Origin of the sequence: Helicobacter bilis (assembly GCF_001999985.1) — a bacterium.
In the GTDB taxonomy this organism is placed as follows: domain Bacteria; phylum Campylobacterota; class Campylobacteria; order Campylobacterales; family Helicobacteraceae; genus Helicobacter_A; species Helicobacter_A rappini.
In genome coordinates this window covers 1,592,568-1,607,662 of sequence record NZ_CP019645.1, presented here as the reverse complement: position 1 = coordinate 1,607,662, position 15,095 = coordinate 1,592,568, and the positions used below count along the sequence as shown (strand labels likewise).

Here is a 15,095-nt window from a genome sequence, read left to right as displayed (position 1 = left end):
AATAATTTGTATATGTATCGGAATCTTGCGGATATTGTGTATTTTTTATCAAAATATCATTATAGACAAATAGCCCTATACCTTAACCACAACTGGTAATAATGTAACATTTTGTATAATTGCAAACTAAACCGCTTGTCATAATTTGATAATGCTGTTTTGCTTATTTACATTTTAATGAAATAATGAAGCACAATTTTACATAAGGAAGAAACTATGGGTTTTAACATTCATAAAAGTTTAGGTGTAACACCGCTAAAATCTCTTGTGATGACAGGGTTTTTAAGCGTGAGTGCTGTGTTTGCAGCGAGTTATCCTCCAACACGAGATACAACAGGCACAGGACTTGCGATGACGAGTAGCCCTTATGCTACTGCGATAGGAAAAGCTGTGCTTGATAATGGCGGAAATGCGATTGATGCGGCTGTAGCAGTTGGCTATGCTTTAGCGGTAGTCCATCCTGCTGCCGGAAACATCGGTGGTGGTGGCTTTGCTGTCATTCACCTTGCAAATGGTGAGAATATTACACTTGATTTTAGAGAAAAAGCCCCGTTAAAAGCCACAAGAGATATGTATTTGGATAATAAGGGCAATGTGATTCCAAATGCTTCAACACTTGGATATTTAGCTGCAGGAGTGCCCGGCACTGTTAAAGGTATGAGTGCTATGCTTGATAAATATGGCACAAAGCCGCTTGGCGAACTCATGCAGCCTGCTATCGATTTAGCTGAAAATGGCTTTGTAATCACTGATAGACAGGCTGAAACAATGCTTGAAGTAAAAGATGATTTAGCTAAATTTGCAAGCACGAGAAAATACTTTTTAAAGAAAGATGGCTCACTTTATCAAGGTGGGGATACACTCGTGCAAAAAGATTTGGCAAAGACCTTGAGACTTATACAAAAAGAGGGTGAGAGTGCGTTTTATCAAGGGAAAATTGCAGAATTGATCGTTGCTGATATGCAAAATAATGGCGGTATAATCTCTAAAGAAGATTTAGCACAATATAATGTGGTATGGCGAAAGCCAGTAACAGGCACATATAGAGGCTATGAGATTATATCCATGTCTCCACCAAGTAGCGGCGGGACGCATATCATTCAAATTCTAAACACAATGGAAAATGCAGATATAGCTAGTCTAGGTTTTGGCTCATCAAAGTCTATTGCCTTAATGACTGAAGCAATGCGTCAAGCCTATGCTGATAGATCGGTATTTATGGCAGATCCAGATTTTTTCAGTGTGCCAACTGATAAATTATTAGCAAAAGAGTATGCAAAAAAAATCTACACAAATATACTCAATGCAAAGGGCAAAGCAGTCCCTAGTAAAAATATTAAGCCCGGACTTGGTGCCATAAAAGTAGGGCAACCCATAAATCATAAAGAAGGCAATCACACTACACATTATTCAGTAGCAGATAAATGGGGTAATGCTGTAAGCGTAACCTATACTATTAATGCAAGTTATGGTGCGATAGCAGCGGTTGAAGGGGCTGGATTTATACTTAATAATGAAATGGATGACTTTTCTATTAAACCCGGTGTAGCTAATCTTTATGGCTTAGTAGGCGGTGAAGCAAATGCGATTGTCCCGGGGAAAAGACCGCTAAGTTCAATGAGTCCTACAATCATTCTAAAAGATGGTAAGCTATTTATGGTAGTGGGCAGTCCGGGTGGTGCAAGGATTATTACCACTGTGTTGCAAGTGATTTCTAATGTGATTGATCATAAAATGGATATAGCAAAAGCGGTAGAATCACCAAGATTCCATATGCAATGGGAGCCAGATGAGATTCGCATTGAGCCTTATGGTATGACAAAAGATGTGCAAGATAATCTTAAAAGAATGGGATATAAAATCACAGAATTACCAGATATGGGTGATGTGAGTGCAATTTTGCGTGATCCAAAGACAGGCATTATCTATGGAGTAAATGATCCAAGAAAAGAGTTTTAAATAAGGAAAATGTCAGCGGAGAATAATTTTGGTAAGAAGTATTTGATCGCTAATTTTGTGGCGATCAAGGATTATTGTTAAATAAATCCTGCTTTTAAGACTACTATTTTTTTGATTCTATGCTTTTTCGGTAAATTGCATATAACTTACAGATACGCCTAATTAGACAGTTTTGTAAAGCATATGCCAAACAACGCACAAATCAATAGGGCTAATTGCCAAAAACATTAATCAGTAATAGCTATCAAAATGTCCTATCAAATGCAAATAAACCAGACTTGCTTAAAAGCTATGATATGCAGCAAACTACCGTGAATGCACTCAAAGCAATAGGTGAAGCTCCAATCAGTGATTACACAGATGAGTGGAAAAAGGTGCAAATACCTGACTACAATACAGACTTTGATACTACTATACTAGAGATATATGCTACTAAGAGTGTTATAGCTATTGATGAAGTGATAGGATTTCATATTGTTACCTCTATTGAGTTAGTAGAAGTTGAGTGGGATTTTGGAGATGGTGAAGTGAGTAGTCAAAAGGATAATATATTAAAGTCTTTTAATAAAGAAGGCTCATACAATGTAAGATTAAAAGCCTTAGTAGAAGTTGAGAATAAAGATTATGTCAATGATAAAAGCCAAGATAAATTTGTAATGAAAGAATACTTTAGGGATTTAGAGATTTTGGTGTGTTAAGTGTGTGTTTTGCTAGTGTTTGAATGTGTTGTGGAATCTTGTTTTATATGTTTTTGTGTGCTAGATACTGCTGTGTTTAGAATCTTATCTTGTTTTTTTTGTTGTTTTTGTCTAGATTCTGTATTGTTTAGTTTAGATTCTATGCAAGCCAGTGCGACCTTTTCTAAGCTCACACGCCACATTTAAAGGTTTGAATTATTTATAGTAGTCATTGCGACCCTTGCAAAGCAAGTCATGGCAATCCATTTATTGTTTATGCTGCCATATTTGCCATGCCACACTTTAAAGTCCAAAATCTAAATTTATGCGTTTTTGTTTGTTTCTCAATGTTTCTGTGTCTTTGTGTTTGAGTGTTTTTTCACGCCACATTTTAGGTTTTAGAATCTGTGTCATGTTGAGCGTAAGCGAAACATCTTTATTAGATTCTGTGCTATCTCAACTTCACGCCACACTTGAAAGCCAAAATTGCATTTTTTGCATTCTCAAAGCCTTACAATCCACACGCCACATTTTAGAAGATTTTTATATTTTACATATTTGTTGATAGTAATATATTATGAGAGAGAACTTATAAAAAGATTGTTTGCGGTTTTTTGACAAAAACACTATGAAAAGAAGCAAACAGCTCGAGAATTTAACAAAATTGCAAGAACATGCAAAGCCATTTATGCAAGTTTAATGGCAGATTTAAGTGTAATTCCTATCAAAAAAGCAAAAACTAGCCAATGTAGCCTATTTAGCCGAGTTTAGCCCTATTTCAGTGGAATATCAGCCAAAATTACACAAATAACACACAAAAACCCTAAATCATGCAAACATAAATCACACTAGCCTTTACATTTACATAAAAGCCAATCAAAGCAAGATAATGTCAAAAGAGCCAATCACACAAGCCATAAAATCTTTAATTCTTGTAATCTTTTTCTGCAACTTATCTCATTCTTTAAGATTTTCTGCAACTAACAAAAGACACAAAAAATACACTGATGACACAAATTTTGACACACATATACATTTTATGCCCTATTTTGCGGACTTTGGATAGAATTGTAATTCTAGCAATGAAATTTTAAGCTATTCTTAAGTTTTAAATAAAGCTTTATTTAAGCTAGATTCTAAACAATAATAAATCCATAAAAACAACTTGCTTAAAACATGATAAAATACGCATTTATTTTTACTTAAATTTATACTTACGGAGAGAATATGGGCTTAATAGAACTTGATAGCATTAAAGCTGCTAAGAATAGATTGCAACATATAATCATGCAGCACCCATTAGCTTATGCACCGCGTTTAAGCAATATCGCAAATGCAAAGGTGTATCTAAAAAAAGAGAATTTGCAACCCACAGGAGCGTTTAAAATACGCGGGGCGTTTAATAAAATTGCGACATTAAAAGAGCTAGATAGCAAAAATAATACACAGATTCTAAATAAAGGCGTGATATGTGCAAGTGCGGGTAATCACGCACAAGGTGTAGCCTTTAGCGCACAGCATTTTCATACAAGGGCAGTTATCGTTATGCCAGAATCTACGCCGCTTTTAAAGGTTATCGGCACAAAGGCTATGGGTGCTGAAGTCGTTTTAGCAGGGAATAATTATGATGAAGCATATGAGAAGGCACAAAAGATCGCACAAGAAGAGAATCTAACCTTTATCCACCCTTTTGCTGATATTGATGTGATGGCAGGGCAAGGCAGCATAGCCCTTGAGATGATAGCAGAAGAAGAGCTTGATGTTGTGATAGTGCCAATAGGTGGTGGTGGGCTAATTAGCGGTATAGCAAGTGCCTATAAAGCCCTATCGCCAAAAACGCGTATCATAGGTGTGAATGCAAAAGGTGCAAATGCGATGAAGCAAAGCTTTTATGCAAGAGCTATGCAAAACTCAAGCAGTGTAAAAACTATCGCTGATGGGATAGCTGTGCGAGATGTGAATGAGATGACTTTTAACTGCATTATGTCCTGTGTCGATGGCATTGTAGAAGTAGATGATGAAGAGATAGCAAGTGCGATTTTATTCCTTTTAGAATCTCAAAAGCTAGTGGTAGAAGGGGCGGGTGCTGCTAGTGTTGCCGCCCTAATGCATCATAAAGTAAAAATTAGCCCAAATGAAAAAGTCGGGGTGGTTTTAAGTGGTGGAAATATCGATGTAACCATGCTAAATATCATTATAGAAAAGGCTTTATTAAAGAGTGATAGAAAGATGAAATTTCAAGTTATCCTTGTAGATAAACCCGGAAGCCTTCAAAATCTAACCGAGCTTTTAACAAAAGAGGGGGCAAATATCGTATTTATTAACTATTCACGCATTAGCACAAAGCTTGAATATGGTGATGCTATTGTGGAATTAGCCCTTGAAATTAAAGGAAAAGAACATAAAGATTCTGTATATAAGATTTTATTAGAGCATGGGTATCAATTCAGCGAAATGCCCTAAATATAACACAAAGGATTCTCATGTTAGCCCTATCTATAATAGTCCCTATCTACAATGTAGAAAAGTATCTAAAAGAATGCCTAGATTCTATACAAGCACAAACTTATAGCAACTTTCAAGCCATACTTATAAATGATGGTAGCAAAGACAAAAGTCCTAAAATAGCACAAGAATACACGCAAAAAGATTCTCGCTTTATCCTTATAAATCAAGAGAATAAAGGCTTAGGGGCAGCTAGAAACACGGGGTTAGAATACATTTTTTCAACACAAAATACACAAGATACTGCATACATTGGCTTAGTAGATTCTGATGATGTGATAGCAAAAGATTATTATGCTAATCTTATCTACTGCCTTGAAGCAAATAATGCCCTAATCGCAAAGAGTAGAAATATCTGCGTATTCCATGATGATAACTATAATAAAGAGATTTTCACAAAGACACAAGAGAGAGAGAAAGGCATCATGCGTAAGGTTACAAGTAAGAATCTTACAGATAAAATCGATCCATGGCGAAGTGTCTTTTGTGCGTCTTTGCTAAAAGACTTGCGATTTCCACCTGTGAGATTTGCTGAAGATGTGCCTTTTGGTGTATGTGCGAATGTCTTAGCAAAAGAGATTGCCCTGACAAAGAGTGCGATATATTTCTATCGATTAAGGGCTAATTCACTCACAAAGAAAACCCACCCGCCACAAGAGTTTTTTAACGCCTTTGCTTTTATCTATAACTTTTTTAAAGAGCATGATTTACTGCATACCTATATTTTGCCGACTCATATTTTACGCCCATCACAAAGCTATGAGTATTTAGCAAAAGATTCTAATTATTTAGCTCTTTTACAAGAGTTTATCCACTCTTTAGGGATAGAATCTAGTGTGCTTGCTAAAAATAAAGTGCTAGATTCTGCCCTTAAAGCAAAAACACTTGATGAGTTTCTGGCAAAAACGCAAACCTTTAAAGAATGGCGGCGTAAAAACTTCCGCATAAGTCTTAATAAAAAGCATAAAATCGTTACGCTATTTGGCAAAACGCTTTATAATCGCTAAAGGATTCCCATGCAAAAAATCTATATCATTCTCAAAGATATTACAGAATCTGGCGGGGGCGAGAGAGTGTGTGTCAATCTCTCTAATGCGTTTAGTGAGATAGGCTTTGAGGTAAGCATTATTAGCTTTTTTAGAGTAGAAAAAGATATTGCTTTTAGCTTGAATGAAAATATAAATGTCCGCTTTCTATCACACACTACACCAAAGAGTAAAAACCCATTGAAAAAGCTTTTTAATAAAAGCATTTATCGATATATTTTAAGCAAAAAAGTAGATACAATCGCACAGCAAGAAAAGCCTGATATTGTCCTAGCAAATGATGGCTGGTATATCCCAAAAACTAAACTAGATTCTATACAATATATCCGCTTATGGCATTTAAAAGCACCAAAAAAGATAGATAAAAGAAAGCAAAAGATATTTAATCTCTTTGATACCTTAGTCGTGCTTTCACCTCGTGAATTAAACAAATGGCAGAGCTATCATAAAAATGTTAAAGTAATCCCAAACTTTCTGCCTAATATCTCACAGAAAAACACAGATTCCAATCAGCATAGAATCATATCCGTTGGGCGACTGAGTGCTGAAAAAGGCTTTTTAAGGCTTATAGATATTTGGGAAAAGGTGCAGGAGAGAATGGGTGGGCTGCGGGGTTTAGGGCACAAAAATAATGAAAATTTAGATTCTAATCTTTGTTATGCTAAACCTACTTCTTGTCATACCGACTTTACCACTTGTCATACTGAATCTTCCATTTGTCATACTGAGCCTTTAGGCGAAGTATCTAGCCTCAATCCTAATCCTTGTCATGTTGAGCGAAGCGAAACATCTAAAAACCTAGAATCAAAAAAAGATATTTCGTGCTTACGCACTCGCACGAGCGAAGCTCTTGCCCACACTTGCAAATATGACAAGATAACAATTCAAAATGACAGCCACAAAACAACCTTAGATTCTAAGCGACTTAGTGCGGAAGCAGTTTGCGATGATTTTAAGAGTTGTGAAGCCTTGAGTGCAAGGAGTTTATTAAACATAAATGACGAAGCACGAAAGGCAAACTCTCTTAAAAGGGCGGAAACTGCAACGCACGAAAAGGCTTTAGAAACTTGGCAACTTGTTATTGTTGGCAGCGGAGTCTTACAAGAACAAATAGAATCTAAAATAAAAGAAAAAAACTTACAAGACACCATTATCCTAAAACCCTTCACAAAAGATATAGAAAAAGAGTATCTCAATGCAAGTATTTATGCGATGAGTAGTCATTTTGAGGGCTTTCCTATGGTGCTTTTAGAATCTTGCTCCTATGCTTTATGTCCCATCGCCTTTAATGTAGCAACGGGTCCAAGCGATATTATAGAATCTCACACAAGCGGTTATCTTATAAAAGATAATGACTTGCAAGACTATGCTGATAAACTTTTTACGCTAATGAGTGATAAGCAAAAACGAGAATCTATGGGATTACAAGCAAAGCAAAAGGTAAGTATAGCTTTTAGCAAAGAAGCAGTAATGAAACTATGGCAAGATATATTTAATAACTAGATTTAACACATAGCATTTTAACAACACACAAACTTACATGCTACAATGAAACCTTACAAAAAAAGGAAAGCAATGCAAAAGAATATTATTTTACTTGGTGGTAGTAATTCTGTTATGGGTGATGGATTACAAAAGGGCATACAAGATTCATTAATGAATAAAGATGAGTTTAAATTTTATAATTTTGGACTTGGAGCGTGTAATTCATTTCAAAATTTCTATGAATTAAAACGAAAGCGAAACAAAGAAATTTTTGAAAATGCAGAGTTGATTATTACAGAATCTAATGTAAATGATGTTATCAATACATGCAACTCTTATGAAAACATTCCACTTGATACTTTTTATCGCAATCTCTCATGGTATTATAAAGAGTTGTATTTTTTAAACAAAAAAATAGTATCTTTGCTGTTACCTAATGAATTTGAAAATTATAGATTGATCAATAATATACATAAAATATTATGTGAAAAATATGGATTTAATTGCATTGATATGCAGGAATATTATGAAAATCATGCTTTACAAGAGTTTGGCAAAACAATTGACTGGGGACACCAGTTGAGCAGCATTATGCAAAGAGTAGGCAAAAATATCATAGATTCCATAGAGATTTTTCAAATGCCAAAAAAGCTTGCAATCACAAATGATAATCCAAAATTTTTTGAATGCACTCCAAAGGATATGATAGTAAAAAAGGGTAAAATAAAAGAGGATTATCTCGTCAATTCAATGTATGGGGAACAGATATATAGACTAGATTCTAATACAATCTTAGCTTTCCCTAAAAAGTTAGAGGATTGTTGTCTTATAGGCTTACATACATGGAATAATACAAGGGAATGGAAAGAGGATTTTAAAGCACCGGAGAGCTGGGAAGAGTGTGGCTTAGCATACACAAGCTTAGAATTATGCAATAATACATGCACTAATAACGCATACAATGGGGGGGGGGGGGGTAATATTGTCAAAGAAACGAATATGCTAAACTGCATGATTGAGATACAAAACCCCTTTTATATCAGAAAAAATACAATATGTAGGCTTGGCGATAATAAAGATTATAGTAAAGAATACTATCACAATGCAATGAGTTGGAGAGAAGATTCTCATCAAATCTCATTTTGCGACATTATTGCTTTCTTTTGTGCTACAAAAGAGGGTAACTATCACACAGAAACTCTGGACTATGAAGCCCTATCAAAAGAAAATATAAAAATTTCACCACAATATAGCTATAATCACATACTCCCACCCATAGAAAAATATAAAAGACTGATAGATAAAGCTTTATCGCATAAAGACATGGTTGAAATTTTACTACATAGAGATATTATTATTGAATATTTAATAAAAACAGGAGCTAAGGAACTAGAATCTAGCATTCACTCCACAAAAGAAACATATAAGCACACCCAAAATACATATTGCAATCGACTCTTACATAAGATAAAACACAGAGCAACCATGCCATACATTAAGCACAAACTCCGTAAGATGTTTAGAGTTTAATATGTGAGATCTTAAAAATTAGCTTCCGGTGTTTCAAGGCTTTATTATGGTTTAACAAGCTTAGCAATTACACTACAAATTTACCAAAACTTTTGGAAACTTTATGGCAAAAATACCATATATCCTTCCGCATGAAAATACGCAAGAAATAGCACAAACCATATCTTGCATATTAGAATCTACTTAGATTCTAATACCGCAACAATTAAGTTATAAGAATATCTACTTCATCGCTATATAAGGTTCTTCTCGTAATGGATAGCTAAGCTGTCCGCCACTAGACTGCCTTGCGATCCTTAAGGCTTGGATAAGCACAAGCAGGGTTACACACATAAAGAATATACACAATACCGCATTAATAGAGTTATTGATTACCCCTTGTTTCATACCTGCTATATCTTGCTCATTCTTTGCTATTTCCATTTCACGCAATTCTTGCACACTTTTGCCTTCCATGTTAAGCGTAGGATTAGCCCTACCCTCTTTTAAGTCCTTATTTGTTTGCTCTAGGGCGGCTATTTTTGCGTTTGTATTCTGTACGAAGGCTACATGGCTTACTGCATCATGTATCTTTTCACCATTTGCAGGAAGCACCTTTTGCACCCCAGCATAAAGCATGGCAATAAGCACAAATGTTACAGGCATAGCTACAACCCAAGCATATCTGCCTCTTCCCATTTTGAAAAGGATTGCCATTACAAGTAGTAATGCCATAGCGTATAAATGCCACCTTTTGGATCAATTGCCCCTTGATAGAGAAAATATCCCCAACCGGCTACACAAAGTCCAGTAGCAATTAAACCAGCAGGAATAGAATCTAGATTCCCTAAAGGCTTATATATATTACCTAAAATATCTTGCACCATGAAGCGACATGTGCGTGTCCCTGCATCAACAGCAGTAAGAATAAAGAGTGCTTCAAACAAAATAGCAAAATGATACCAAAACGACATGGAAGCCGCTGAAAAAAGTGGCACTTGAGAAATGATAGTAGCAAGTCCTATTGCAAAGGTTGGCGCACCACCTGTGCGGCTTAATATAGTATTTTCACCGATATTTTTTGCAAGTTCTGTAATGTCTTGTGGATTGACTACAAAGCCCCAGCTAGATATAGTTTGTGCTACACTTACCACATCTGTCCCAATGGCAATAGCAGGGGAATTGATAGCAAAATATAACCCCGGTTGCAAGATACACGCAGCAATTAAAGCCATAATCGCAACAGCAGATTCCATAAGCATAGAGCCATAGCCAACCATTCTAGCATGTGTTTCGTTCTCAAGCATTTTTGGCGTAGTCCCAGAGCTAATTAAAGCATGGAATCCACTTATAGCACCACATGCAATAGTAATAAATAAGAATGGGAAAAGCTTACCAGCAAACACAGGACCAGTGCCATCAGTGTATTGTGTGAATTTTGGCATTTGCAAATCAGGGGCAACAATAAGGATAGCTACCGCCATAATTACGATAACCCCAATCTTTAAAAATGTGCTTAAATAATCCCGTGGTGCAAGAAGTAGCCATACAGGTAAAACCGCAGCGACAAAGCCATATCCCATAATGATTAAAGCAAGTGTAGTTTCTTTAAAATGAAAATAGCTTGATAAAACAGGATCTTGTGCGACAATTTGTCCATAATAAAGCGCAAACATAAGCAATACAAAGCCTATGATACTAGCCTCACCTACACAACCCGGTCGTAAAAATCTCATATATATACCCATAAACATAGCAATAGGTATAGTCATAGCAATGGTAAAAGTCCCCCATGGAGAATCTGCTAAGGCTTTTACTACAACCATTGCAAGAATAGCGATAATAATAAGCATGATTCCAAAAATAGCAAGCATAGCAAAGCTACCAATGGTATTACCCATTTCTTCTTTTATCATTTCACCTAGTGATCTACCATTGCGACGAGATGAGATAAACAGCACGACAAAATCATGCACTGCCCCAGCTAAACAACCGCCTACTAAAATCCATATCATAGATGGTAAATAGCCCATTTGTGCCGCAAGGATAGGTCCTACAAGCGGTCCAGCCCCAGCAATGGCGGCAAAATGATGTCCAAATAAAACGACTTTATGTGTGGGAACAAAGTTTTGCCCATCATTGTTTAAGACTGCGGGTGTAGCCCTTGTGCTATCAAGTCCTAATACTTTATTTGCTATAAAAGCACTATAAAAGCGATAAGCAATAGAATAGATACAAATTGCAGCGACAACAAGATAAAGTGCAGAAATCTTTTCGCCATTATGCAATGCTAGCACACCAAAACAGCATGCCCCAATGACTGCTATGGCTATCCATAGAATCTTACTCATACCATTCATTAAAATACCTTTAATGTAAAATATCCTGTCTTAGCTAAACTATTTAGAACTATGAATTTCATCTATTTCGACATTTTCTAAATTAAGTTGCTAAAGACACGAGTTAGCTATATAATATATAAAAAAGCATTTTTTCTGTAAAAATGAAATACTTTTTTGCTCAAAATTATAAGCATGTATAAAAAAGTATCATTTGTGTTTTATATTGTAGTTTATTGATACAAACAGAAATAAACACAGCGATGATGGAAAATAAAAATGCTTTTTATACTTTTGCATAGAATTAATATGAATAAATGGTAAGCTTTTTGCTTTATATAGCCAATTTCGCATACAAGGGATACAATGGAGTTAATAGTATATGGCATTAAAAATTGTAATAGCATGAAAAAAGCATTTGCCTTTTTAGATGAAAATGATATAGCATACAGATTTCATGATTTTAAAAAAGAAAGGTTAGACTTAGAATCTTTGAAGGCTATACTTGAATGTATAAGCTTAGAGAATCTTATAAACACTAAAGGCACGACCTACAAAAAGCTAAAAGAGCAAGGCATAAAGGATATAACGCCTGAAGTTGTGTTGCAGAATCTAAGCGTGATAAAGCGACCACTTATTGTGAGTTATGAAAATGGAGTTATACAAAAAGTTACTATTGGATTACAACATTTAGAAGAGTTGCTATGAAAACTTTTATCAAGATTCTTATTGCAATATATGTATGTTTGTCAAGCCCTAAAGCACAAGAAGGCATTAATGTTAATATACTTTCTGGCACAGATAATTCGCAAAAATTTAATCCAACAGAATCTATGCCATTTCAAATACAAAATCTTAATGTAGCAAACAAAGAAGAATATCTAGCAAAGTTTTATGCTGTGTGGGATATAAATAAAATCAGTAGCAATAAAGATTCTGTATTTTATATCGTGCCATCACTGCAAAATGCTCTAAATTATCATAAAGAGCTAGAAGAGCTAAAGAAAAAGCCGCCAAAGAAAAATGCGAAAAATTACGCGAAGCTAGAGAGAGAATATAAAGCAAAGATGGCTTCACTCGAGCAAAGGATAAAAACATTGCTTGGCGTTGGTGAGAATCTTCTGCCTAATACACTTGATGAGTTTGAAGAGATTCTAAGCAATATGAATCTAGGCGAATTTTTACGCAAACCACAAGCTGGAATAATCGTCCAAGCTACTTCTGTGAGAGCTGTGCCTACACATAAGCCGCGTTATAAAAACAAAGATGATTTTCCATTTGATAGATGGCAAAATAGCTTCATATTTGAAGGCACACCTGTAATGATTTCTCACTTTAGTAGTGATGGGCGATATGCGCATATACAAGGACCTTTTGTATATGGCTGGATTGATACGCGTAGTGTTGGACTAGTGAGTGATAGTATGCGTAAAAGAATCCTTAGCTTTGAATCCTATAAGATTCCAAATAAGGATTTTATCCCCTTGTCTTATCAGAATCAATGGGTGCTTGATGCGCGTGTAGGACAGATTTTCCCCTACAATAAACGACATGACACACTCATAACCTTTTACAAAGATATAGATAATTACGCACAAATTCGTGAAGTAGAGTTTGATCCTAATCTATTTTCAGATTTTCCCATGCCTTTTAGTGAAGAAAAAATGTCATCACTCATTCATACTATGCTAGGGCAGAAGTATGGTTGGGGTGGTTTGCTTGGCAATAGGGATTGCAGTGCTTTTACGCGTGATAGCTTTGCGTCATTTGGAATCTTTTTGCCACGCAATTCCGCCGCACAAGCGCAATTTAAAGGGCAATTTGTGAATCTATCTAAAATGACAGAGAGTGAAAAAGAAGAGTATATTATCGCAAATGCAAAGCCCTTTGCAAGTATCATTTGGCTAAAGGGGCATATTATGCTTTATCTAGGACATGTCAATATCAAAGGCTCACAAAGGGCTATTGTAGCCCATAGTGCATGGGGCGTTAGACCTGTTATTAATAATAAACAAGAGGATATTAGACTAGGTGGGGTGCGTATTACAACGCTTCATATAGGTGGGGCATTTAGCTCAAATGTAGCAATGAAAAATACCTTGCTTTCAAGGATAGAGGGTGTTACAAATATCTATAATACGGAAGTAAGCCCTAGGGCACTAGATTTATTATCAGGTATTAATATCTCACATTAAAGTGTTAGCGTAGTGTGCAAAAGAGTAATTTTTTGCTATAATTGCGTGTCTTACAGAATCTTTTAATTTATAGAGGGGTGTCCGAGTGGTTGAAGGAGCACGCCTGGAACGCGTGTAAAGTGCAAGCTTTCGAGGGTTCGAATCCCTTCCCCTCTGCCATAACTTTCTTTTGCTTAGTTCTGCTTATTTTCTATGAATATTTTTTAATCATCATGCAACTTCATAAACTTGTTATATCTTTTCTCATGGATAATATGACAAAAATCTCTTGAGTTTTTCAACTCAAAAGAATAAATCTTAAATAAAACAAAGGAGTAAAATGAAAAATAAAAAAAGCTCCTAAAGGAGCCTATAAAAGGAGTGGAGAGTAACAAAAACTTCACAATTTGTGGGGTTCAGCAAAGTTTTTGAAGCTATTAGGTGTAGGGAAATTGGAGGGGGTAACCTAACCTAATAACTACGCCCTAACATTAGGAACGCGATGAAACTATACATAAAAAATGGTTATTTGTCAATAAAAATGTAAAAAATACTTTACATTTTTGTATATTTTCATAACACAACCCCTTATCATTGTATGAAAATGGGATTTTTAGATAAATCTTTATATGCGTAATGGTCTCTTATTAATCAAATTTTATACAAATACAATGCCTGTTGAATAAGTGATTTATTAGTTAGAGATTTCGTCGTTGAAGTTATTAGCCCATTAGATTCTAAAGCTAAAAGAAATTTATGTAGTGAAAGTTATAAGCAAATAAAATAAAATCGTAAAAAACTTTGATAGCCAAAGCATTATCAAATAGAAATGGTTAAAATTCTCCCTATAACCCCCTATCTTCTCCCCCTTGCATCAAGTCCCTTTTTTACAGATCGTTCAAACTCCATAGCAAGTTCTGGATGCTTTTCTTCAAATCTTTTTTGAGTTTCAATGATAATATCTTTTTGTGCGTTTTTATGAAGAGATAGGGCAATGAGAATGTTTTTAATTTGCAGTTTGCTTAGTTCCAATTTATCATATTCGCTAAAAAGCTTATCTAGCACTTCTTGTAAATCTTCTAGTGAGCTAGAGCTAGAATCTAGCACCATCATAACACTCTCAACACTAAATCCACCTGTTAAATCAATGTCAAACTCTCTTTCTTTTGGCTTATTCGATAGCACAAACTTAAAAAGTGCGAAGATAAACAGCACAACAACAACGACAAAGCTTCCAACAATAACAATCACATTTGTTTCCATATAAATCCCTTTGGCAAGTAACCCTTTGTAAGAATTAAAGTCTGTATTCTAACATATTTTTTTACTGAATTCCAAAGTTAATTATTTTTTATTTGCTAGATTGGGTATGGCTGATAAAAAATAATACTCAATCTAGCA

Annotated in this window: 10 protein-coding genes, 1 tRNA gene and 1 pseudogene; 9 read left to right on the top strand and 3 right to left on the bottom strand. The window is 35.3% G+C overall.

The features are described 5' to 3' along the window. Positions 1-270 precede the first annotated feature (270 nt). Both ggt and XJ32_RS07455 read left to right on the top strand, forming a co-directional pair. Positions 271-1,959, top strand: a complete 1,689-nt coding sequence (gene ggt / locus XJ32_RS07460) for a gamma-glutamyltransferase (RefSeq protein ID WP_077390226.1) — start codon at positions 271-273, stop codon at positions 1,957-1,959. Between the two features lie 215 nt (positions 1,960-2,174). After that, on the top strand, positions 2,175-2,657 hold the full coding sequence (locus XJ32_RS07455; RefSeq protein ID WP_254422312.1) for a PKD domain-containing protein: 483 nt from the start codon (positions 2,175-2,177) through the stop codon (positions 2,655-2,657). On the opposite strand, the gene XJ32_RS07450 is transcribed toward XJ32_RS07455, so the two are convergent. Beyond that, the gene (locus XJ32_RS07450; RefSeq protein ID WP_155761479.1) at positions 2,654-2,830 is read right to left on the bottom strand and encodes a hypothetical protein; all 177 of its coding nucleotides are present in this window, start codon (positions 2,828-2,830) and stop codon (positions 2,654-2,656) included. The genes XJ32_RS07455 and XJ32_RS07450 overlap by 4 nt on opposite strands. Positions 2,831-3,863: 1,033 nt before the next feature. Here XJ32_RS07450 and ilvA point away from each other — a divergent pair. The 4 genes from ilvA (at position 3,864) to XJ32_RS12895 (ending at position 9,202) form a co-directional block, all read left to right on the top strand. Then, positions 3,864-5,099: a threonine ammonia-lyase gene (ilvA, locus tag XJ32_RS07445; RefSeq protein WP_077388868.1), complete on the top strand. Its 1,236-nt coding sequence runs from the start codon at positions 3,864-3,866 to the stop codon at positions 5,097-5,099. A gap of 20 nt (positions 5,100-5,119) precedes the next feature. Then, on the top strand, positions 5,120-6,148 hold the full coding sequence (locus tag XJ32_RS07440; protein WP_077388867.1) for a glycosyltransferase family 2 protein: 1,029 nt from the start codon (positions 5,120-5,122) through the stop codon (positions 6,146-6,148). A gap of 9 nt (positions 6,149-6,157) precedes the next feature. Continuing rightward, entirely contained in the window at positions 6,158-7,690 is a 1,533-nt protein-coding gene (locus XJ32_RS07435) for a glycosyltransferase (protein ID WP_077388866.1), read from the top strand. 72 nt (positions 7,691-7,762) lie between these two features. Continuing rightward, positions 7,763-9,202 carry a hypothetical protein gene (locus tag XJ32_RS12895; protein ID WP_254422311.1) on the top strand — a complete coding sequence of 480 codons (1,440 nt, stop codon included), beginning with the start codon at positions 7,763-7,765 and terminating at the stop codon, positions 9,200-9,202. A gap of 222 nt (positions 9,203-9,424) precedes the next feature. On the opposite strand, the pseudogene XJ32_RS07425 reads toward XJ32_RS12895, so the two are convergent. Next, positions 9,425-11,541, bottom strand: a pseudogene (locus XJ32_RS07425) (carbon starvation CstA family protein). Between the two features lie 345 nt (positions 11,542-11,886). Between XJ32_RS07425 and XJ32_RS07420 the strand changes: the two are divergent. The 3 genes from XJ32_RS07420 to XJ32_RS07410 all read left to right on the top strand — a co-directional run bounded on the left by XJ32_RS07420 (position 11,887) and on the right by XJ32_RS07410 (position 13,874). Further along, a complete protein-coding gene (locus XJ32_RS07420) occupies positions 11,887-12,228 on the top strand; it encodes a Spx/MgsR family RNA polymerase-binding regulatory protein (RefSeq protein WP_005218234.1) in 342 nt (113 codons plus the stop codon). Next, the gene (locus XJ32_RS07415; protein ID WP_077388865.1) at positions 12,225-13,715 is read left to right on the top strand and encodes an SH3 domain-containing protein; all 1,491 of its coding nucleotides are present in this window, start codon (positions 12,225-12,227) and stop codon (positions 13,713-13,715) included. The genes XJ32_RS07420 and XJ32_RS07415 overlap by 4 nt, the downstream gene beginning before the upstream one ends. Positions 13,716-13,786: 71 nt before the next feature. Beyond that, a tRNA-Ser gene (locus tag XJ32_RS07410) sits at positions 13,787-13,874 on the top strand. A 675-nt stretch (positions 13,875-14,549) separates the two neighbouring features. Here the strand turns inward: XJ32_RS07410 and XJ32_RS12890 are convergent. Beyond that, positions 14,550-14,957, bottom strand: a complete 408-nt coding sequence (locus XJ32_RS12890) for a hypothetical protein (RefSeq protein ID WP_020995383.1) — start codon at positions 14,955-14,957, stop codon at positions 14,550-14,552. Between the last annotated feature and the right edge of the window lie 138 nt (positions 14,958-15,095).

Excerpts from the sequence above, each read along its gene's own strand:
- ggt (WP_077390226.1), top strand. The coding sequence starts at position 271 with ATGACAGGGTTTTTAAGCGTGAGTGCTGTGTTTGCAGCGAGTTATCCT.
- ilvA (WP_077388868.1), top strand. The coding sequence starts at position 3,864 with ATGGGCTTAATAGAACTTGATAGCATTAAAGCTGCTAAGAATAGATTG.
- XJ32_RS07440 (WP_077388867.1), top strand. The coding sequence starts at position 5,120 with ATGTTAGCCCTATCTATAATAGTCCCTATCTACAATGTAGAAAAGTAT.
- XJ32_RS07435 (WP_077388866.1), top strand. The coding sequence starts at position 6,158 with ATGCAAAAAATCTATATCATTCTCAAAGATATTACAGAATCTGGCGGG.
- XJ32_RS12895 (WP_254422311.1), top strand. The coding sequence starts at position 7,763 with ATGCAAAAGAATATTATTTTACTTGGTGGTAGTAATTCTGTTATGGGT.
- XJ32_RS07420 (WP_005218234.1), top strand. The coding sequence starts at position 11,887 with ATGGAGTTAATAGTATATGGCATTAAAAATTGTAATAGCATGAAAAAA.
- XJ32_RS07415 (WP_077388865.1), top strand. The coding sequence starts at position 12,225 with ATGAAAACTTTTATCAAGATTCTTATTGCAATATATGTATGTTTGTCA.
- XJ32_RS12890 (WP_020995383.1), bottom strand. The coding sequence starts at position 14,957 with ATGGAAACAAATGTGATTGTTATTGTTGGAAGCTTTGTCGTTGTTGTT.